The sequence below is a fragment of the Acinetobacter lwoffii genome, assembly GCF_024129435.1.
GTDB classification, from domain to species: domain Bacteria; phylum Pseudomonadota; class Gammaproteobacteria; order Pseudomonadales; family Moraxellaceae; genus Acinetobacter; species Acinetobacter lwoffii_F.
This window is the reverse complement of record NZ_JAMXXN010000004.1, coordinates 1-20,601: the sequence shown is the minus strand read 5'-3', so window position 1 is coordinate 20,601 and position 20,601 is coordinate 1. Positions and strand designations below refer to the sequence as shown.

Below are 20,601 nucleotides of genomic sequence, written 5' to 3'. Positions count from 1 at the left end.
TTTTGAGCATAACAAAGTTAAAGGTTGAAACTTATAGCTTTTAACAATCAGTTTATGTCGTGAGGATTATAGATTGGGGGGATAACCCGACAGGAACTTTAAGATTAAGTGGCAGCTTCAGGGGAATTTTGTGTTTTTGCTTGAAAATGACGCAACAATCATCACATATATCTGCAGATTGTAGGTGAAAATAGGCTTTAGGTGAACGAAAACGCACGCCCCCATATTGAAAAAATCCTGGCGAATATGACCAGCCTGCCCGGGGTCTACCGGATGTATGGCAAAGACGGTGAATTATTGTATGTGGGTAAAGCCAAAAACCTGAAAAACCGGGTCTCCAGCTATTTTGTCAAAACGCTGGATCATCCCAAAACCCAGGCCTTGGTGGCACGGATTTATGATATCCAGACCCTGGTGGTACGTTCTGAAACTGAAGCCTTGTTGCTGGAACAGAACCTGATCAAGCTGCATCATCCGCCCTATAACATCATGCTGCGTGATGACAAATCTTATGTCTATATTTTTGTTTCGGCAGATAAACCCTATCCGCGTTTAGCCAGTGGGCGCGGCAAGGGCAAGCACCAGGTGGGCAAGTTTTTTGGACCTTATCCGAGTGCGTATACCGCCCGGGATACTCTGGTGGTGCTACAAAAACTGTTCAATGTGCGTTCCTGTGAAAACAGTTTTTTTGCCAACCGGACCCGGCCATGTCTGCAATACCAGATCAAACGCTGCTCTGCGCCCTGTGTCGGATTTATTTCTCCGGAAGACTATAAGGCAGATGTCGATAACTCGATCCGCTTTTTGCAGGGCGATACCAAGGAGCTGAATCAGGAACTGATCGCAAAAATGGAAGCGGCCGCTGAAGCGCTGGAATTTGAAAAAGCGGTGTTCTATCGGGACCGGATGGCGCTGTTAAGGGATGTGCAGTCGCAGCAGGCGATCTATAAGCTCAAAGGCGAAGCGGATATCCTGTCGATTGCCTATCAGGCCGGTGTGACCTGTGTGCAGATCATGCATGTGCGCAACGGTAAAATGCTGGGTGGAAAAAGTTATTTCCCGGATATGCTTAGTGATGACCTGGGGCAAATGCTGGCCGATTTTATTGCCAATTTTTATTTTCAGGTAGCAGATGAAATCCCGGCTGAACTGATTGTCAATCTGGAAGTGGCTGATCGTAAGGAACTGGAAGCAGCACTGTCGCAGCATTTTGGCAAGAAAATCCAGATCAAGTCCAAAGTCCGCGAAACCCGGGCCGAATGGCTGGAACTGGCGCAGATGAATGTACAGCACGCGATTCAGGGCAAGCTGGCCAATCATATAGAATTAAATGAGCGTTTTCATCAGCTGGAGCAGGTGGTCGGCCATCCTGTAGACCGGATCGAGTGCTTCGATATTTCACATACCATGGGCGAAGATACCGTGGCATCCTGTGTAGTCTTTGATAGTGGTGGTGCGCGCAAGCGCGATTATCGCCAGTTTTCCATTCACGATATTCAGGCGGGTGATGACTATGCCGCCATGCGTCAGGCGCTGACCCGTCGTTATAAAAAAGCCCTGTTGCCAGACTTGCTGCTGATTGATGGTGGCAAGGGGCAATTGCACATGGCAATGGAAGTCATGCAGGAACTAGGCTTAGAGGCCTTTATGGTCGGTGTGTCCAAAGGTGAGGGACGTAAGCCCGGTCTGGAAACCCTGCACTTTACCGATGGCAGTAAAATTCAATTACCGGAGGATCATAAGGCGCTGCATCTGATTCAGCAGGTACGTGATGAAGCACACCGCTTTGCGATTACCAAGCATCGTGCTAAACGTGACAAGAAACGAGGTTCATCAGTGCTGGAAGTTATTCCGGGGCTCGGACCAAAACGCCGTCGGGATTTGCTGACCCATTTTGGCGGGATTCAGGGCGTACTGAAAGCCTCAGAAAGAGATCTGCAACTGGTGCCGGGACTGGGTTCAGTCATGGCGCGGATGATTTATAAAGTGCTGCATGAATAACTTGGGGTTCGAATGCAAGGGCAAAAATGCGCATTGACGCATGGGTCACGTGACATTCACAACCTGATGAATTTTGCCGAATATACTGAGCATCAAGACTTACTGAGGGATCAACATGTCTTTGCATGCACTTTATGCACAAATTGCCGAACAGGAATGGGTAGAGTTTCCACAGGGATGGCTACAGGGGCGTACCCTGTATGGCGGTCTGGCTGCCGCGATGATGATGCAGAAAGCCGTCACTCACATCAATGATCCGGCCAAGCATTTACTCAGTTGCAGTGTGACCTTTGTCGGCCCGATTCAGCAAGCCAAAGTACGGTTGACGGCTGAAATCCTGCGGCAAGGCAAGTCAGTGACCACGATTGAAGTGCGCTTATGGCAGGACGACGCGGTGCAAAGTATTCTGATTGCCAGTTTTGGTATTTCCCGTGATTCAGAGATTCAGGTACAGCAACAAGTTCAGGCACCCGACTATGCTGCGCCAGAGCAGCTGTTTCAGATTCCTGTTGGCTATGGTATGCCAGACTGTTATGACCATTTCGAAGTAGCCTGGGCGGATGTCAATCTACCTTGTAGTGCCAGTCCTCGTCCGGACTTTGGTGGCTGGTGCCGGTTTCATCCTGAAAAGCATCACAACCGTGAATTTCTGGTCGCAGACCTGATGGCTATTTTTGATATCTGGCCACCTGGGGTGTTGCCGATGTTTAAAAACATGGCGCCTGCGAGTAGTCTGACCTGGACAGTGACCTATGTGCATCCGGTTCAACATCAATTGCATGATTGGTTTAAATATAAAGTATTTACCGACTATGCTGCGGATGGTTATGCGACGGAGCATGCCTATCTCTGGGATGCCGAAAATCGCCTGATTGCGATGGCAAGACAAACAGTGACGGTGTTTGCCTAGTGACACTGCAAGTCAATTCGTATAAAGTGAAGCCTATTAATGATGGATCAAACCTCTAAAAAAGTGTGCATTTTCATCGTACATGAGGGGAACAATTGGCGGTGTCTATGACTACAGGTCGTATCCTGAATATTCCAAATATCTTGACCTTGGCGCGTATCGCTCTTATTCCGGTATTTTTATTGGTGGCTTACTGGCCACCTGCAATGGGCTTTGATGCCCATAACCCCGACATGACGCGGCATATTATTTTGACCACGATTTTTGTGGTGGCTGCAGTAACGGACTGGTTTGATGGCTATCTGGCACGTACATTAAACCAGACTTCTGCTTTTGGACGTTTTCTCGACCCAGTTGCAGATAAATTGATGGTCGCAGCTGCACTGATTGTGCTGGTGCAATGGCAGCCTTCCATGTCGATGGCTTTTGCTGCGATTGTGATTATTTCGCGTGAAATTACTGTGTCAGCCTTACGTGAGTGGATGGCAGAGTTGGGTGCACGGACCAATGTTGCGGTTTCAACGGTGGGGAAATACAAAACTGCTTTCCAGATGATCGCCATCACCGTATTTCTGTTAAATTGGCCACCGCTGGAAATGCTGGCGTATGCCTTGCTATACACCGCAGTGGTACTCACCTTATGGTCGATGTTCATTTATCTGAAAGCGGCTTGGCCATATCTGAAACAGCCTTAATCGAAATGAAAAGAGAAGCTCCTTGAAAGGGGGCTTTTTTTATGCGCTTAAATTATCAAGCCAATCGGCAAATTGCAGGCAAAAAAATACCCAGCCTTTGGGGGAAGAACTGGGATGAAATCGGGGTATTTGTTGCTTATTATTATAGTTATTCAAAGATATCTCATCTTCTTAGGGATCATTATAGAGAGACAGTTTTTTTTAATCATGTGGCTTCTTGTAGCAGAATGTTGTGTTTTGTGATTACTCTGTATATTGCTTTTACAATCTATTATTTTGATACAAATCTGAATGTTTTTCAGCAGGATAGTGGCTGACTAGATAAACGAAATAGAATAAGTAAAAATCTGTTTTTGTGCTCTAAGTGTGAGTTAGTAAGATTTGCTAGAATTAGTCAAAAAATCCCCTGAGATAGGGGATAGATTTATGCCTACGCGGACTTCATTCTTCTTTTGTGTAAAAAAGAAAGGCAGGGCTTTAATGTGAAAAGTTCCTGCATTGGGAGCTCTTCACATTCAAAACTACCCGCTTCGCTGGTCTTGAGTAATGTTTAGAGCAATACATAAAAAAAGAATCCCCAATAATGGAGATTCTTTTAGATTAAAGCCTACGCGGACTTCGTCCTTGTCTTACATAAAAAAGAAAAGCAGTGCTTTCTTTTTTACTCAGGCTTTAGCCCTTCGGCTTTTTCTAGGGATGCATCATTGTTAAAGAACTTTTCACGCTGTTCTTCTAGAAACTTTTTCGCATCAGCTTCAAACACGTTCAAACGCTTTTCATTAATTAGCGTGGTTTGGTGTTTTAGCCATTCTTGCCAAGCCTGTTTAGACACGGTATCAAACAATTCCTGACCCTTTGGCCCCGGGAATGGAGCAAAGTCTAAACCTTCCATGTCCGCCTGATACTTACGGCAAAAAACTTGTCGAGACATATCCATACTCCAAAATTATGCGTAAAGTTGTTCCAAACGCGCATGTGCACGCTCAATGGCTGCTTTCACTTGAGCAGGCGCGGTGCCACCAATGTGATTACGGGCATTCACCGAAGCTTCAAGAGTTAGGGCTTTTTCAAATACGTCTGCTTGAATCAGGTCAGAGAACTGTTGCAGTTGTTCGAGTGTCAATTCAGACAGGTCTTTAGATTCTTGTACACCGAGTGCAACCGCTTTACCTACAATCTCGTGCGCATCACGGAATGCAACGCCGTTTTTCACCAGGTAATCAGCTAGGTCAGTCGCAGTTGAGAAACCACGCAGCGCTGCTTCGCGCATTTCAGCAATGTTTGGAACCAGTGCAGGAATCATGTCAGCAAATGCCATGAGTGAACCACGAACTGTATCGATCGCATCGAACAATGGCTCTTTATCTTCCTGATTGTCTTTGTTATAGGCTAGAGGCTGGCCTTTCATTAAAGTCAGCAGGCTCATCAAATCGCCATAGACACGGCCGGTTTTACCACGTACCAGTTCAGGCACATCCGGATTTTTCTTCTGCGGCATGATTGAAGAGCCAGTACAGAAGCGATCTGGAATATTCACGAATTTGAACTGTGCAGATGTCCATAGAATCAGTTCTTCAGACATACGTGATAAATGCATCATAATTAAAGATGCAGCGGCATTAAATTCAATCGCAAAGTCACGATCCGATACTGCATCCAGCGAGTTTTCAGCAACAGCTTCAAAACCTAGCAGTTCAGCAGTATAAGCACGGTCGATTGGATAAGTAGTACCTGCAAGTGCAGCAGAACCAAGCGGCATACGGTTAACACGCTTACGGCAATCAATCAGACGTTCTGAATCGCGTACCAGCATTTCAAACCAAGCCATTAGATGATGACCAAAAGTCACTGGCTGAGCGGTTTGCAAGTGGGTGAAGCCTGGCATGATGGTGTCGGTGTTTTTAGCCGCTAAGCTTAAAATACCTTTTTGTAATTTTTTCAGTAATTCCAGGATGCTATCGATTTCATCGCGTACATAAAGACGGATATCTGTAGCCACCTGGTCATTACGGCTACGACCGGTATGCAGTTTCTTGCCAGTAATGCCGATACGTTGAGTCAGGCGTGACTCAATGTTCATGTGGACATCTTCTAAATCAATGCGCCATTCAAAGTTGCCTGCTTCAATATCGGCTTGAATCGCTGTCAGACCTTCAATAATGTCATCGCGTTCTTGCGTGGTCAGTACGCCCACTTTTGCCAGCATGGTTGCATGGGCAATCGAGCCTGCAATATCTTGTTTATAAAAACGTTGGTCAAATTGAACAGATGCTGTAAATTCAGCAACAAAAGCATCAGTCGCTTCAGAGAAACGACCGCCCCACATACCCGAAGTCTGGGCGTGTGATGGATTAGAGGAATTAGAAGATGTGGTCATGTCGGCTCAATCAGATTAAAAGCAGTAGAACGAAAAAGAGTATAACAAATTCAAAGCCCATTGCCGAAGTCACATCTGCTCAATCTTTTACATTGATAAACGAACAGACGCAAAATTCCTATTTTTTTAGCCAGATCGGCAATCTACGCTATTTGCTGGAACTGTTTGCTGGCGGCAATATTCTGGCCATGATTCTGGCGCTTGCAGAAGCGCAATCCTGGCAGGCTTTGAATGGAATGCACCTGCTGCAATATATCCTGTATATCAACTGGGTACTGTTATGTTTTGCAGCACTGGTCGAGCTGTTCCATCAAGCCTTTCAACGTATGGGAATCAAACTGGCTTTGATTTCTGGATTTCTGCTGTTACAGGCAATTGTACTGCTCACTACGGTGAACCTGAATATCTTGATATATTTTGGACAGAATTTTAATTTTCAGGATTTAAACCTGGCGATTGCGCTGGATCGGGTCGGACTCCATTTAAGTCTGGGAATTTTGCTGGGAACTTTCTGTTTTCGCTATCTTTATTTGCGTGAGCAATGGGAGCAGCAGCAGCATAGTGAGTTGAATGCTAGGATTCAGGCCATGCAGGCACGGATTCAGCCGCATTTTTTGTTTAACAGCATGAACAGTGTGATCAGCCTGATCAGTATCAATCCGGATAAAGCCGAGCACATGCTGCTGAATTTGTCACGGTTATTTCGTGCCAGTTTTCAGGAATTAAAACTGGTCAGCCTGCAGGAGGAAATTGATCTGTGCCAGCGCTATCTGGAGATTGAGCAGATCCGTCTAGGTGAGCGTTTGCAGGTCGAATGGAAGTTAGAAAACAAAGACTTATACTCACAAGTTCAAATTCCATTATTAACTTTACAACCCTTGCTAGAAAATAGTATTTTCCATGGAGTTGAAAAAATTCTTACAAAGAGTACCATAAGCATATTGGTTGAAATATTGCAAAATCAAATTAATATCATCATAACCAACCCTTATGCACAGGATAATAAAACTTTAAAAAAGGGACATGGTATTGCAATAGAAAATGTCAGACAGCGTCTGCAAGCTTATTATGGACCCAGTGTGACTTTTCAAACCTTTGCCGGCGAAGGGATGTTTACGACGGTAGTGCGATATCAATATAAATAAAAATAAATCAAAGAAATCGCAGTTAGCTTTATCATTCATCTGATGATGTTAACTGGGTAAGGAGGAGAAATGGACATCCTGATTTGTGATGATGAGCCTTTGGCCGTCGAGCGTTTATCACGTTTGGTCTCTCAACTGGGGCATGATGTGGTGGCGACAGCAAGCCATGGCCGTCAAGCGATTGATCTGGCTCACCAATACGAACCCGATGTCATCCTATTAGATATTCAAATGCCTGAAATGAACGGACTGGCTTGTGCGCAACATTTGCGTCAACTGGATCCAATGCCGGCCATTGTCTTTTGTACGGCCTATGACCAACATGCGCTGGATGCATTTAAATCAAATGCCGAAGGCTACTTGCTTAAACCGGTGATGCAACAGGAATTGGCACAGGTTTTAGAGCACTTAACTAAACTTACCCAAGCTCAAATGAGCCAACTAAAACAAAAAGAAAATATGGACGAAATCAATATCAGCCGCCAGCAGATTGCGGCAAAGACCTATCGTGGTGTCGAATTGGTGCCAGTTGAAAATATCTATTATTTTCTGGCGGATCAGAAATATGTCACTGTGCGTCATAAAAACGGCAGTGTATTGATTGATGAAACCTTAAAGGAGTTAGAGCAGGAGTTTGGGAACCAGTTTATCCGGATTCATCGTAATGCCTTGATCTCGGTGCATTATCTGGATGGTCTGGAAGTGGTAAGTTCAGGTCAGTATCAGGTACGTTGTCGTGAGCTGGACGATCGTTTGGCGGTTAGTCGGCGACATTTACCGTTTTTACGAGATCGGATTCAAAAGCTTTAGCGGGGGATGAATGAGAGCATTCAGTTGAAACTTGTATAAATTCACTTGCATTTTCAAGTGAGCAGGTTAAGTTTAGACTATTGTTCTCATTTACTGTTATTGAAATTTATGAAGACCCTAAAAATTGCAACTCGACAAAGTCCACTTGCGCTTTGGCAAGCGGAACACATCCGTGCGCGCCTACAAGATTTGCACGCTGGTTTGCAGGTCGAGTTAGTCACTTTTGTTACACAGGGCGATAAAATTCTAGATACACCACTGGCTAAAATTGGTGGAAAAGGACTGTTTGTAAAAGAATTAGAAGCCGCTTTACTGGATGGTCGTGCAGATCTGGCTGTGCATTCCATGAAAGATGTCCCGATGGCCTTGCCCGAAGGTCTGAGTCTGGCAGTGATCTGTGAACGTGAAGATCCCTTAGATGCCTTTGTGTCGAATACCTACACTAGTTTTGAAGAATTGCCACAAGGCGCCAAAGTCGGAACCTCAAGCTTGCGCCGTAAAACCCAGATTTTAAAACAGCGTCCAGATCTGGACATTATCGATTTACGCGGTAATGTCGGCACACGTTTATCTAAACTGGATGCAGGCCAGTATGATGCGATTATTCTGGCCAGTGCCGGTTTAAAACGCTTGGGTCTGGCAGAACGTATTCGTCATACTCTGACGCCTGAAGTCAGTCTGCCGGCCGTGGGTCAAGGGGCATTGGGACTGGAATGCCGTACTCATGATCAGACGGTGCTGGACTTGATTCAGCCACTCCTGCATGCGGATACAGATGCGTGTGTACGTGCCGAACGTGCCTTTAATGCCTATCTAGAAGGCGGATGTCAGGTGCCGATTGCTGGTTATGCCACGCTCAAAGAGGGTGTGATTTCAATCGAAGGTCGTGTGGGCAGTGTCGATGGAACAGTTTTGCTCCGGGCACAGCATACTGGCAAAATGGCAGCTGCGGAGCAATTGGGTGTAGAGCTGGCAAAAGACCTGCTTGATCAAGGTGCTGGCGAGTTGCTGAAAGCACTCTATTCACACTGATGTTATTGATTAATACTCGCCCCAGTGATCGTGCTGCAGGCTTGACTCAACAGTTACAGGCAGCACAGGTGTCTGTTCTGGAATTGCCCTTGCTCGAACTGCATGCCATGCCTTATTCCGATGAGCTGTCGATTTTGTATCAGCAGCTGGAGCAGGCACAGATTATTGTGGTGGTCAGTCCGACGGCCGCTCAGATTGGCATGCAATATTTACAACAGGCGGGTATTAAGCTCTCGGCCTTGGCGCAGGTGCATTGGGTGTCAGTGGGAAAAGCCACTGAACAGGCACTGGCGAGCTATGGCATTCATAGTCATGTGCCTGAGGTCGAAACTTCGGAAGGCATGCTGCAATTGCCTGTGTTGAAGCAACTGGCTTCTGGTTCAGGTGTGGCTTTCTGGCGCGGAGAAGGTGGTCGTCAATTTATGATGGATCATTTACGTGCCAGCAATATTAAAGTTTTAAACTTTATTTTGTACCGGCGGCAATGTCCTAAAACGACGGCAACGATTTTGGCAGAGAATTTGGCGCTGCTTAAGACACAGCAGCGTTTTGCAGTGCTAATCACCAGTGAGGCAAGTTGGTTAAACTGGCTGATACTCTTGCAGAGGAATGCGGAGTTTATACAGCAAGCCTGTTATTTGGTTTTGGGGCCACGTTTGGCCAATATTCTTGGGGAATATCAACAGCAGCATCAGGCAAGTTTTCAATTCGTAAAAATCGATGATTTAGACGCAAATACGATCTTGCAGAAAATGGGGCTGATATTAGGGAACGCATGAAGAAACTATTCATTGTATTGTTCATCTTAAGTTTGTCATGGCTGGTCAAGCTCAGCTACGACCTTCATGTTCTGAATACAGCACAGACTGAATTTAATCAAAGCATTAATCAGTTACAGCAGCAAAATGCCAATCTCAATGATCAGTTTGTGGCTTTAAAACGCCAGATTTCTGCTCAGCAGGAAAGTGCTGGAGCTACTTCAGCGAAAGCGTCAGTAAATGAAGCGGCAACTGATGCAACGCAAAATGATATTGTCTTGGTGCAGCAACATCTGGATCTGATCGAATTTGCACTACAACAGCAACAATACGCCACTGCGATTGAGAAATTAAATCAGTTATCTAATGAGCTGGATGATTATATTTTAGCGCCTGCCTTGGTCAGCAGTTTGCAGCAAGTGATTGCAAAAGATCAGGACATGCTGAAAAAATTCGTGAACAGCCGATTAGTGCAGCAAAATAAAGTAAAAGAACTCTTGGTGCAGATGGATGCTGAAATTGAAAAAGAAATTCAGACACCACATCGTCAGCGTCCAGAAACTCAACGCTCTTTCTGGCAGCGCTGGATTCAGGTTGAATCCGCAGATCAGCCAAGCACAGTCTTGATGCAACGGCATCTGGTACTGAAAGAGGCCCAGTTGCGCTTGCTCATCGCACAAAATACCTTGCAAAAAGACCAATCTGTCGCTTTTCAGCAAGCACTGAATGCCGTGATTGAAGTTTTGGGACAATTGCCGGATGCGCAGAGCCAAAAATGGATTCAGCAATTGAATCAAATCAAGGCTACCCCGATTACTCCGATTCCATTATTAAACACACGCACCCTAGTGGGCTAATTGCTTATGAAACAGATTCTGCTGGCCTATTTATTTGTCTGCTTACTTGGCATTGCGGGGCTGAGTATCTTGAGTTATGGACATGGGGCTGGCTATGTCTATCTGTATTGGCGCGAGTGGCAGTTACAAACCACCCTCTGGTTTTTGGCCGCATCCTTGGTCAGTGTAAGTTTTCTGATGCATTGCATCTGGTATGCTATCAAGCAGTATCGCAGTCGTGAAAAGCGTAAAACTGAAACAGTCTTTAGTTTTTCCCGCTTGCACCCTTATGAACAATTGGCCGTGATCTGGTTATTAAACGCTGCGCAGGATCAGCGGGATTTTATTCAGCAGTCTTTTACTAAGTCGGGTTTACTTAAACATATTATTGATGCACGTTTATCTTGGGGGCAACAGCAATATACCCATGCATTAACTGCTTTAAATCAGTCCAATCCCATGGCATTTGAATTGGCAGAATTACAGCGGATTGAAATTTATTTATCACAACAGCAAGGTGAACAAGCACTTACCCATTTAGAGTTTTTAAATCAGCATGAATTATCACCTTGGTTAATACAGGTTAAAACAGCCTATGAGCAGCGCCTTGTCGCCTTATGGGGGGTATTTGCCATGCAGTTTCCTTGGTTATATTTACGTTCGACCCAATATGGGCATTTAGACCAAGAAGTAAAAAAAACATGGCTTGAACAATTATTATTAGCCTATGACCAAGCCACACAGGACGATTTATTTTATTTACAGCAACGTTATTTAGATTTAAAACCGCAAATATTTGATCGTGACTATTCGGTCAAATTATTATGGTTGAAATTATTATTTAGAATGCCAGAAATGAGTGCCGAGCATGAAGTGCTTGCGATTCATTTAATGGAACAGCAATTTAATCAGGATGTATTTTATTTGTGGTTCCAACAACAGTTATTGCGTCAAAACCCGGATTATGATGCGATTGCACAACAGATTTCGCACTGGGAAACCAAGTATCCGGCATTACCGGTTTTAAGCTTTGCGAAATGGCATGTGTTGCAAGCCACAGGCTATACAGATCAAGCCCAGCAACTACTTGACTTGTATCCGGATGATATTCGTATGAGTTATTTAAGAATTAAAGCTGCCTTACAAGATCGGGAGGACTTGCTACAGCAGTTAAATGCAGTATTTGAATCGAATGTAAACTTTATAGAAATTAAGACTTGAGCATAATGATGTCAGAATTAAAACAATATCCAGTTATTTATGAACAAACAGTTGCATGGGGCGATATGGATGCCTTTGGACATGTCAATAATGCCATGTATTACCGTTATGTCGAAAGTGCACGTCTAGCTTATTTAACCCAATTAGAAATTCTCTCTGAATCGGTATCTACCGTAGTGGCATCCAATCAGTGCCGTTATTTAAAACCCGTGGTTTTTCCTGATCATTTAAAAGTGGCAGCACGTATTGAAGAAATCCGTAATATTGCATTCAGAATGCAATATCTATTATGGAGTGAAAAACAGCAAAGTATTGTCGCCACTTCAGAAGCAGTTATTGTCTGTGTCGATAAAAAGACCATGCAGAAAACAGAAATTCCGGAACATATTCGCGAAAAAATCAAAGCACTTGAATTAAGCGTTCAACATGAAATTTAAAAATGAATGAAGCATTTTATTTTGTAATTTTTTTTAAACTTTATTGTTATTGCTTTAAGGTTTTATATTGAATGTTTTATTTAATATAAATATGATGGGGCTATTATTTAACAAAATGAATAATATTATTTTTCGGAGAGCATTATGCCAGATATTACGCATTTATCAGTAGAAGAGTTAAAACGTTTACAAGCAGAAGCAGAATCACTGATTGCTTCAAAAAAAGATCAAGAGATTGAAGATGCTTATCAGCAAATCTTGGCAGTTGCCGAGAAAGTTGGTATGACGGTTGAACAGTTACTTGAATTTGGTGCGTCTAAGCGTAAGAAATCATCACGTAAGTCGGTTGAGCCGCGTTACCGTAGCAAAAGCAATCCGGACGATACCTGGACTGGCCGTGGTAAACAGCCGCGCTGGTTGGTGGCTGAATTGGAAAAAGGCGCAAAGCTGGACGATTTCCTGATCTAAGCCTTCATTTGATCTGGTCATTAGGCTGTCATACAGACAGTCTATGATCATTAAACCAAGCATACCTGCTTGGTTTTTTTATATCTATGAATTGGCGTTGACAGAAAAGTGTGCATAATGTGTGGGTATAAGGGAAAAATTATAAATGGGGATTTGGACTTGAGCGATTGGTCGTGGTGGGGATGAGCAGTAAACCGAAAACTTTAAGATGGTTGATCCTTGCTCTTGTTGCATTTTTTATTTTTGTCGTATTACAAGTGCCAGCAGCCTGGTTAATTTCGAAATTTTATAAAAATAACCAGACTTTGCATAATGTAAACGGAAATATCTGGCAGGGAAGTGCGGACTGGAAAAAAGGCAATCTTCGGGGCAGTCTGAACTGGAAAGTACGGCCTCTGGATTTGCTGTTGCTGCGGGTTGGGGCACATGTGGATTTGCATAGCGGCAATACCCAGCTTTCCGGGATCATGGCTTATGGTCTGAATAAGTCTTTGATTGTCAAAAATCTTGAAGGGCAGATCGCGCCTGAAACTCTAAAAAAACTTGCAGACTGGCAATGGCCGAGTACTGCGATTCAGTTTAAAGATCTGGATTTTAAATATAAAAAAGAACAGGGTTTCAGTCAGGTGGATGGGCAAATGCAATGGGCGGGTGGTGAGCTGATTTATACCTTTGCTCAGCGTCAGGAACGCATGAATGTACCCGCAATGACTGGAAAACTCGCAGATGAAAGCGGACAGCTGTTAGTTGATGTTCGGGATAGTCGCGATCAACGCATGCTGAATATCAAGCTTGATCCGAGTCTGATGCTGGATATTCAGCTCACCCAGCGCTTTTTAATGAATGCGCCTTCTTATGAAGGTAAAGCCGGATTAGATACCTATGTGATTAGTACCCGCCAACCCTTAATGGGAGGCTTGGACTGATGGCAGTTTCTCTGAATGATTTAAAAAATATTGACGTGAAGCAGATCAATCGTGCTGCACCTGTGATTTTGTTGCTGCTCATTCTGTACTTATGCTGGAAGCTGGCGGCTTTGTTCTGGTTGCTAATAGCTCCACCCCAAGCCATGCAGCTGGATCGGGTAGAACTGGGTTCACAGCAGGCACAAATTCCGAATATCGGTGCATTTTCACTGTTTCAGGAAGTTGGGCAGTCTGCGGGTGCTGTTGAAACTACCAATATCATTTTACAAGGGGTGGTGGTTGCCAGTCCAAGTTATAACTCTTCTGCGGTACTGAAAATTAATGATCAGGTCGATCGTTACCGTATCGGGGAAATGCTGACCAATAGCGGTTTTGAGTTGGCTGAAGTGCATTGGGATCGGGTTATTTTGCGTCGATCCACAGGTGCTACTCAGGAAGTTTTATTCAAAGGTCTGGAAAATGGCTTGAATCAGCCGATTGTGCCGGAAATATCAGCATCTTCAAGCTCAATACCTGCTATGCCTTCTAACAATGGTATGCCTGAGCAGCCTTCGCCACAGAATGAAATTGGTCGAGCCATCCAGCAGATGCAGGAAAACAAGGATCAGTATTTACAGAATATGGGGGTGAGTGCAGCAGATGGTAGTTATGAAGTGACTTCACGCACACCGGCTGCATTGCGTAATCGCCTGGGTTTAAGACCAGGCGACCGGATCTTGTCTTTAAATGGTCAGACGCTGAGCCAAGGACAGACCGAAGCACAATTACTGGAACAGGCCCGACGTGAAGGTCAGGTCAAACTCGAAATAAAACGTGGTGATCAGGTGATGACCATACAACAAGATTTGAAGTGATGTGTCATCACATATAGGGTTAGGAAACACGAAAGTTTATGGCTTTATTTAATAATAATCGATCAGCATGGGCATTCTGTGTGGCCGCACCGTTAATGGCTATGGTCAGTACGGCGAGTTATGCACAAACCTGGAAAATCAACCTTCGAGATGCTGACTTAACTGCATTCATTAATGAAGTGGCCGACATTACTGGCAAAAACTTTGCAGTCGATCCGCGGGTACGTGGCAATGTGACGGTCATTTCCAATAAAGCCCTGAATAAAAATGAAGTCTATGACCTGTTTTTAGGCGTGTTGAATGTCAACGGTGTGGTGGCAATTCCTTCGGGGAATACCATCAAGCTGGTTCCGGACAGCAATGTCAAAAGCTCGGGCATTCCCTATGATGCCAGAAGCCGTGCCAGTGGTGACCAGATTGTGACCCGGGTGTTGTGGCTGGAAAATACCAATCCGAATGACCTGATTCCTGCATTGCGTCCTTTGATGCCGCAGTTTGCCCATCTGGCGGCGGTGCCCGGGACGAATGCCTTAATTGTATCGGATCGCGCTAGCAATATTTACCAGCTGGAAACCATCATTCGCAATCTGGATGGCACCGGTCAGAATGACATTGAAGCGGTCAGCTTGCAATCCAGTCAGGCTGAGGAAATGATTGGACTGATCGAGTCCATGACTGCCACCGGTGGAGCTAAAGATGTCCGCGGTTCGCGAGTGCGGGTGATTGCAGATACTCGTACTAACCGGATCATCATTAAAGGTGATCCCACGACGCGCAAACGGGTGCGTCAAGTAATCGAAACTCTGGATGTACCGGCTGCGGATCGTTTGGGTGGATTAAAAGTTTTTCGTCTGAAATATGCCAGCGCTAAAAATCTTGCGGAAATCTTGCAGGGTTTGGTAAGCGGGCAGGCGGTGAACAGTAATTCAAATTCGAGTAGTACATCCTCGAACTCGTCTTCACTCAGTTCTGGCAATAATTTAAATAACAACAATACGACTACCGGTTCGAGTAGCAACACTTCTTCAGGCATTCAGCTGAATACAGGCATGAATAACGAGCAGGGCGGAATTACCAGTTTTAATGGCAATGGCGTCAGTATTATTGCCGATACCACACAAAATTCTCTGGTGGTGAAAGCTGATCCGCAACTGATGCGGGAAATTGAATCAGCAATTGACCAGCTGGATATCCGTCGTCAACAGGTGCTTATCGAAGCCGCGATTATTGAAGTGGAAGGAACCGATGCGGATCAACTCGGTGTGCAATGGGCCTTGGGTGATATCAGTAGTGGTATTGGACTGGTGAACTTCGATAATTTTGGGACTAGCCTGAAAAATATTGCGGCCGGTTATCTGACGGGTGGTGGTGCAGGTGCTGCAAGTGCCGTGGGCGCGGGCAGTTCACTGGTACTCGGTGATTATCGTGAAGGCAGTGATGGTTCCCGACGTCTGTATGGCGCGATGATTCAGGCACTTAAAGAAACCACTAAATCCAACCTGTTGTCTACGCCGTCGATCGTGACCATGGATAACGAAGAAGCCTATATTGTAGTGGGTGAAAACGTACCCTTTGTGACAGGCTCAGTATCTACAGGCGCTGCTGGAGTTGCTAATCCCTATACCACCATTGAACGTAAGGATGTCGGGGTCACTTTAAAGGTGGTTCCACATATTGGCGAAGATGGTACGGTACGCCTGGAAGTGGAACAGGAAGTTTCTGATGTCAAAGCCAGTAAAGGGCAGGCGCAGGATCTGGTTACCAGCAAGCGAGCGATCAAAACCTCAATTCTGGCCGAACATGGACAAACTATTGTGCTTGGCGGTCTGATTTCGGATAACACCAGTTATGGACGCCAAGCGGTGCCAGGTTTGGGTGCGATTCCAGGCTTGGGACGTTTATTCCGTTCAGAAGGTAAGTCCAATCAAAAACGTAACTTATTGATCTTTATCCATCCAACCATTGTGGGGGATAAAAATGCAGTGCGTAAACTGACCCAGCAACGTTATAGTCAGTTATATAGTCTGCAACTCGCACTCGATTCAGATGGGAACTTTGCCAAGCTGCCAGAAAGTGTTGAAGATGTATATCAGCAGCGCATTCCGATATCCAGAACGCCATTGCAAAACTCGACTTATCAAACTGTGCCGACCGCACCGGTTCGGGCGCAACCAGCCAATGTAGTCGTTACGCCGGTAGCGATAGAGCCAGTGATTCAGCGACAAGTGGCACAACCCGTACAACAGGTAGAAAAAAGTAAAAATACCGTTACAACAACCACACTTAGACCCAAAAGCTAAGCCATTCGCATTTGCAGACAGCATGTTATGATAATGTCAAAGAGAACAGAGAAGTAACTTTCATGACTTGGAAAATACACGCGATTACAGGCGACTTAACAGGACAGGAAATTAGCATTGACCGTGACATGCTGGTGGGGCGTCATCAGGCTGCGGATATTGTATTGCAGGCTGCGGAAATCTCCCGTAAACATGCAGCATTTTTACTGAAGGATGATGCGCTCTGGGTGCAGGATTTGGGTTCATCAAACGGTACTTTCGTCAATGATGTGCAAATTGCGCAGGAAACCTTATTAAAGCAGGATGACATTGTTCAGTTTGCCAGCTTGAAATTTTCAGTACTGGCGCCTGTGGCTGCAGTCGAGGTTCCAGCAGAAATTGAAGCAACGGCAGAAAAAGTTGTGGAACAGGTCGAAGTCGCTGAGCCTACACCTGCACAGCAAATGAATGATCAGGGAATGCCGGAACTGAAACATCGTGATGCTACGGTACAATTAACCCGTGATGGCATGCCAACCAATATCGGTATTCCAAAACCGGCGCCTATTCCGGAAGGCGTGGACATTAATGCGGTAAAACCAGAGCCTACCCCAATTCCGGTTGAGCAGCCTGTATCACGTGTAGAACAGGAAAAAGAAACCCAGAAAAATGTATCTGTAGGTTTGATTTCAGTGATTGTGCTGATTATTTTGGCAATTATGGCTTGGTTGTTGTTCAAATAAGCTGATGATTGGTTACAATCAAGGCATGCATAGCGCATGCCTTTTTTGTGGCTGCGCACATTATAAAAGAGGGTCGGGATGTCTATTGCACAATTAGAAAAGCGTGAACTGATCTTGTTTGATCTGGATGGTACCTTGGTGGATTCAGCACATGATCTGTATCGCGCCATGAATATGAGCTTGAATGTGCTGCAATTGCCTCTGGTGACTGAAGAGCAGGTACGGACCTGGGTAGGTAAGGGCACGTCGATATTCTGTGAAAGTGTACTCCAGCATCTGGTGGGTGAGGTCACACCGGCACAGCATCAGGAACTCTTAACGACTTTTCTGGATATCTATAATGTCGATCCCTGCGTCGATACCGTTCCTTTTCCGGGAATCCTGAAATTTCTGGACTGGGCTAAAGCCCAAGGTAAAACCCTGATTTGTGTGACCAATAAGCCTGAACTTCCTGCCCGCAGCATTTTAGATACCTTGGATATGGCTCATTATTTTGCCGATACCATTGGTGGCGACCGTTTTACTGAACGTAAGCCGCACCCACGCCAGTTGTTGCACTGTGTCGAACATTATAAGGTGAGCAAAGAACAGGTCTTGCTCATTGGCGATTCTTCCAATGATGTTGAAGCCGCACGCCGCGCCGGGATTGATTGTGTTGTGGTCAGCTATGGCTATAATCATGGTGAAAATATTGCAGATTGTCAGCCGCAGCAGATTGTGGATGATCTTAGAGAATTACTTGCCTAATACGCGTACTAAGGAAAGAAAATGAATAGTTGTAAGGTTTTTCGATGGCGTCGCTTAGTTCAATTCTATTTACATACTGAGTAACCCTAATTTAAAGAGAAAAACCGCATGACCACTCAAGCACAATTCCAAGAACTTGCCGCGCAAGGCTATAACCTCATTCCTGTTTATCGTCAGCGCCTGGCGGATACCGATACACCACTTTCTATTTTTGCTCGGCTTAAACAGCATCAGCAGGCTTATTTATTCGAGTCTGTAGAAGGTGGTGAGAACTGGGCACGCTATTCGATTATTGGACTAGGTGAATCCACGGTATTTTCTTGCAATGCAGGCGAGTTGACGGTACAGCACGCAGATGATTCGATTGAAAAGCAGCACTGTGCGGACCCATTTCAATATATTCGCGACTTTCAGGCGCAATTTAAGGTGCCAACCCAGGCAGAATTACCGGACCTACCGAGTTTTACTGGTGGATTAGTCGGTTACTTTGGTTATGACGCGGTGCGTTATATCGAACCGAAATTAAAAAATGTGCCGGAAGCGGATCCGGTCGGCTTGCCAGATATCTGGATGATGCTCTCTAAAACAGTGATTGTCTTTGATAACCTGAAAGATACCTTGTTCTTAATTGTACATGCGGATGCCACTGCCCCCGGTTCTTATGAAAAAGCACATGAACAATTAAATGAATTGGAAAATATTCTGGCCACGCCCATCAGCCTTAAAGCTGAAAAACATACGCCGCCACATTTTGAGTCCCTCACCGGATATGACAACTTCATTGCTTCGGTCGAAAAGGTCAAAGAGTATATTCGTGCCGGTGATGTAATGCAGGTGGTGCCGGGGCACCGGATGGTCTCTGATTTCGATGGTGATCCGCTACAAGTGTATCGTGCGCTGCGTCATCTCAATCCATCACCGTATTTGTTCCTGGTGCAAGGGCAGACCTTGGAAAACAACACGCCATTCCATATTGTCGGTTCTTCACCGGAAATTCTGTCCCGTCTGGAAAATGGAATTGCCACAGTTCGTCCATTAGCGGGGACCCGTCCACGCGGCAAAACCAAAGAAGAAGATCTGGCGCTTGAGCAAGACTTATTGTCTGATGAAAAAGAAATTGCTGAACATGTCATGCTGATTGACTTGGGACGTAATGATGTAGGGCGTATCGCAAAAATTGGCAAAGTGCAGGTGACTGATCAAATGGTGATCGAACGTTATTCGCATGTGATGCATATTGTCTCCAATGTGCAGGGTGAAGTGCGTGATGATGTCGATGCTCTGGATGTTTTTAAAGCAACTTTCCCTGCTGGTACACTTTCAGGTGCGCCAAAAATCCGTGCCATGGAAATTATTGACGAAGTTGAGCCGGTAAAACGTGGAATTTTTGGTGGTGCTGTTGGTTATTTAGGCTGGCATGGCGAAATGGACATGTCGATTGCGATTCGTACCTGTGTCATTCGCGAAAATAAGGTCTATGTGCAGGCCGGAGCAGGGCTAGTTGCCGACTCAAATCCTGAATCTGAGTGGAATGAAACCCAAATAAAAGCTCGCGCAGTGATCAAAGCGGTTGAATTATCATCAAATGGTTTGATTTTATGAGTTTTTGACGTTTTTTTTGAAAAAAACACTTGCAAGGATTCTGAGTTTTGCTAAACTGCACACCGTTCCGATACGAAACGTACGAAACACTAAGAAACGCCGGCATAGCTCAGTTGGTAGAGCAACTGACTTGTAATCAGTAGGTCCACAGTTCGAATCCGTGTGCCGGCACCATCTTAGAAGTTTGGTAGTGTGAAGTAAAGAACAGCACTGATGTAAGTGTAAAAAATGGTGAGGTTCCCGAGCGGTCAAAGGGGGCGGACTGTAACTCCGCTACGAAAGTTTCGAAGGTTCGAATCCTTCCCTCACCACCAATTTTAAGACTTCAATAAGTGGTTTGTACCAACATCGTGCGGGAGTAGCTCAGTTGGTAGAGCGGTAGCCTTCCAAGCTACATGTCGCGAGTTCGACCCTCGTCTCCCGCTCCATTGAAGTACTAATATTTGCTCTTATAGCTCAGTGGTAGAGCACTCCCTTGGTAAGGGAGAGGTCTCGAGTTCAAATCTCGATAAGAGCTCCAGATTACAGTTTAGCAACTTTGTTGCAAAGAAATTCCAAAAGCAGGCTATTTAGTCTGCTTTTCAAGTATTTGGTGTTCGGTTTTTTTAAACGATATGTCGGAGCTGGGTTTTACTCAGAATTGTGTTCGACGTAAACGAGGAAGATTAACATGGCTAAGGCTAAGTTTGAACGTAATAAGCCACACGTTAACGTGGGCACAATTGGTCACGTTGACCATGGTAAAACAACTTTAACAGCT

At 45.0% G+C, this 20,601-nt stretch carries 21 protein-coding genes and 4 tRNA genes; 23 read left to right on the top strand and 2 right to left on the bottom strand.

Annotation, left to right across the window (positions count from 1 at the left end; all coding sequences use genetic code 11):
• Window positions 1-201 precede the first annotated feature (201 nt).
• The 4 genes from uvrC to NI455_RS03665 all read left to right on the top strand — a co-directional run bounded on the left by uvrC (window position 202) and on the right by NI455_RS03665 (window position 3,923).
• Window positions 202-2,001, top strand: a complete 1,800-nt coding sequence (gene uvrC / locus NI455_RS03680) for an excinuclease ABC subunit UvrC (protein ID WP_253112466.1) — start codon at window positions 202-204, stop codon at window positions 1,999-2,001.
• 115 nt (window positions 2,002-2,116) lie between these two features.
• Window positions 2,117-2,911: a thioesterase family protein gene (locus NI455_RS03675; RefSeq protein ID WP_253112463.1), complete on the top strand. Its 795-nt coding sequence runs from the start codon at window positions 2,117-2,119 to the stop codon at window positions 2,909-2,911.
• A 107-nt stretch (window positions 2,912-3,018) separates the two neighbouring features.
• Window positions 3,019-3,606: a CDP-diacylglycerol--glycerol-3-phosphate 3-phosphatidyltransferase gene (pgsA, locus tag NI455_RS03670; RefSeq protein ID WP_016806864.1), complete on the top strand. Its 588-nt coding sequence runs from the start codon at window positions 3,019-3,021 to the stop codon at window positions 3,604-3,606.
• 41 nt (window positions 3,607-3,647) lie between these two features.
• Window positions 3,648-3,923, top strand: coding sequence for a hypothetical protein (locus NI455_RS03665; RefSeq protein ID WP_180076505.1), 276 nt, complete (start codon window positions 3,648-3,650; stop codon window positions 3,921-3,923).
• Window positions 3,924-4,267: 344 nt separating this feature from the next.
• On the opposite strand, the gene NI455_RS03660 is transcribed toward NI455_RS03665, so the two are convergent.
• Both NI455_RS03660 and argH read right to left on the bottom strand, forming a co-directional pair.
• Window positions 4,268-4,537, bottom strand: a complete 270-nt coding sequence (locus NI455_RS03660) for an oxidative damage protection protein (RefSeq protein WP_004278636.1) — start codon at window positions 4,535-4,537, stop codon at window positions 4,268-4,270.
• A gap of 15 nt (window positions 4,538-4,552) precedes the next feature.
• A complete protein-coding gene (gene argH / locus NI455_RS03655) occupies window positions 4,553-5,983 on the bottom strand; it encodes an argininosuccinate lyase (RefSeq protein WP_171501402.1) in 1,431 nt (476 codons plus the stop codon).
• Between argH and NI455_RS03650 the strand changes: the two genes are divergently transcribed.
• The 19 genes from NI455_RS03650 to NI455_RS03560 all read left to right on the top strand — a co-directional run.
• Window positions 5,974-7,128 (top strand): sensor histidine kinase, encoded by a 1,155-nt coding sequence (locus tag NI455_RS03650; protein WP_253112460.1) that lies wholly within the window; start codon window positions 5,974-5,976, stop codon window positions 7,126-7,128. The genes argH and NI455_RS03650 overlap by 10 nt on opposite strands.
• Before the next feature lie 69 nt (window positions 7,129-7,197).
• Window positions 7,198-7,938, top strand: a complete 741-nt coding sequence (locus NI455_RS03645) for a LytR/AlgR family response regulator transcription factor (RefSeq protein ID WP_004278633.1) — start codon at window positions 7,198-7,200, stop codon at window positions 7,936-7,938.
• A 108-nt stretch (window positions 7,939-8,046) separates the two neighbouring features.
• Window positions 8,047-8,970, top strand: coding sequence for a hydroxymethylbilane synthase (hemC, locus tag NI455_RS03640; RefSeq protein ID WP_044113065.1), 924 nt, complete (start codon window positions 8,047-8,049; stop codon window positions 8,968-8,970).
• Complete coding sequence (locus NI455_RS03635; protein WP_044113064.1) at window positions 8,970-9,749, top strand: uroporphyrinogen-III synthase; 780 nt, start codon at window positions 8,970-8,972, stop codon at window positions 9,747-9,749. Before hemC ends, NI455_RS03635 begins: the two co-directional genes overlap by 1 nt.
• The gene (locus NI455_RS03630) at window positions 9,746-10,585 is read left to right on the top strand and encodes a hypothetical protein (RefSeq protein WP_044113063.1); all 840 of its coding nucleotides are present in this window, start codon (window positions 9,746-9,748) and stop codon (window positions 10,583-10,585) included. The genes NI455_RS03635 and NI455_RS03630 overlap by 4 nt, the downstream gene beginning before the upstream one ends.
• 6 nt (window positions 10,586-10,591) lie before the next feature.
• On the top strand, window positions 10,592-11,785 hold the full coding sequence (locus NI455_RS03625) for a membrane protein (protein ID WP_044113062.1): 1,194 nt from the start codon (window positions 10,592-10,594) through the stop codon (window positions 11,783-11,785).
• An 8-nt stretch (window positions 11,786-11,793) separates the two neighbouring features.
• Entirely contained in the window at window positions 11,794-12,222 is a 429-nt protein-coding gene (locus NI455_RS03620; protein WP_253100001.1) for an acyl-CoA thioesterase, read from the top strand.
• A 141-nt stretch (window positions 12,223-12,363) separates the two neighbouring features.
• Complete coding sequence (locus NI455_RS03615; RefSeq protein ID WP_026055760.1) at window positions 12,364-12,690, top strand: H-NS histone family protein; 327 nt, start codon at window positions 12,364-12,366, stop codon at window positions 12,688-12,690.
• 182 nt (window positions 12,691-12,872) lie between these two features.
• Complete coding sequence (gene gspN, locus NI455_RS03610; RefSeq protein ID WP_253112457.1) at window positions 12,873-13,616, top strand: type II secretion system protein N; 744 nt, start codon at window positions 12,873-12,875, stop codon at window positions 13,614-13,616.
• A complete protein-coding gene (locus tag NI455_RS03605) occupies window positions 13,616-14,470 on the top strand; it encodes a type II secretion system protein N (protein ID WP_253112456.1) in 855 nt (284 codons plus the stop codon). Before gspN ends, NI455_RS03605 begins: the two co-directional genes overlap by 1 nt.
• A 38-nt stretch (window positions 14,471-14,508) precedes the next feature.
• Window positions 14,509-16,770, top strand: a complete 2,262-nt coding sequence (gene gspD / locus NI455_RS03600; RefSeq protein WP_253112455.1) for a type II secretion system secretin GspD — start codon at window positions 14,509-14,511, stop codon at window positions 16,768-16,770.
• Window positions 16,771-16,832: 62 nt separating this feature from the next.
• Window positions 16,833-17,492, top strand: coding sequence for an FHA domain-containing protein (locus tag NI455_RS03595; protein ID WP_219308165.1), 660 nt, complete (start codon window positions 16,833-16,835; stop codon window positions 17,490-17,492).
• 78 nt (window positions 17,493-17,570) lie between these two features.
• Window positions 17,571-18,239: a phosphoglycolate phosphatase gene (locus tag NI455_RS03590; protein WP_086044201.1), complete on the top strand. Its 669-nt coding sequence runs from the start codon at window positions 17,571-17,573 to the stop codon at window positions 18,237-18,239.
• 108 nt (window positions 18,240-18,347) lie between these two features.
• Window positions 18,348-19,841, top strand: coding sequence for an anthranilate synthase component I (gene trpE, locus NI455_RS03585; protein WP_253112454.1), 1,494 nt, complete (start codon window positions 18,348-18,350; stop codon window positions 19,839-19,841).
• A 98-nt stretch (window positions 19,842-19,939) separates the two neighbouring features.
• A tRNA-Thr gene (locus tag NI455_RS03580) sits at window positions 19,940-20,015 on the top strand.
• A gap of 56 nt (window positions 20,016-20,071) precedes the next feature.
• Window positions 20,072-20,155: transfer RNA gene (locus NI455_RS03575), tRNA-Tyr, on the top strand.
• Between the two features lie 38 nt (window positions 20,156-20,193).
• Window positions 20,194-20,269 (top strand) — tRNA-Gly (locus NI455_RS03570).
• A 17-nt stretch (window positions 20,270-20,286) separates the two neighbouring features.
• A tRNA-Thr gene (locus NI455_RS03565) sits at window positions 20,287-20,361 on the top strand.
• A 150-nt stretch (window positions 20,362-20,511) separates the two neighbouring features.
• Window positions 20,512-20,601, top strand: a 90-nt coding sequence (locus NI455_RS03560) for a GTP-binding protein (protein WP_072292276.1), incomplete at its 3' end; no start/stop codon positions are given.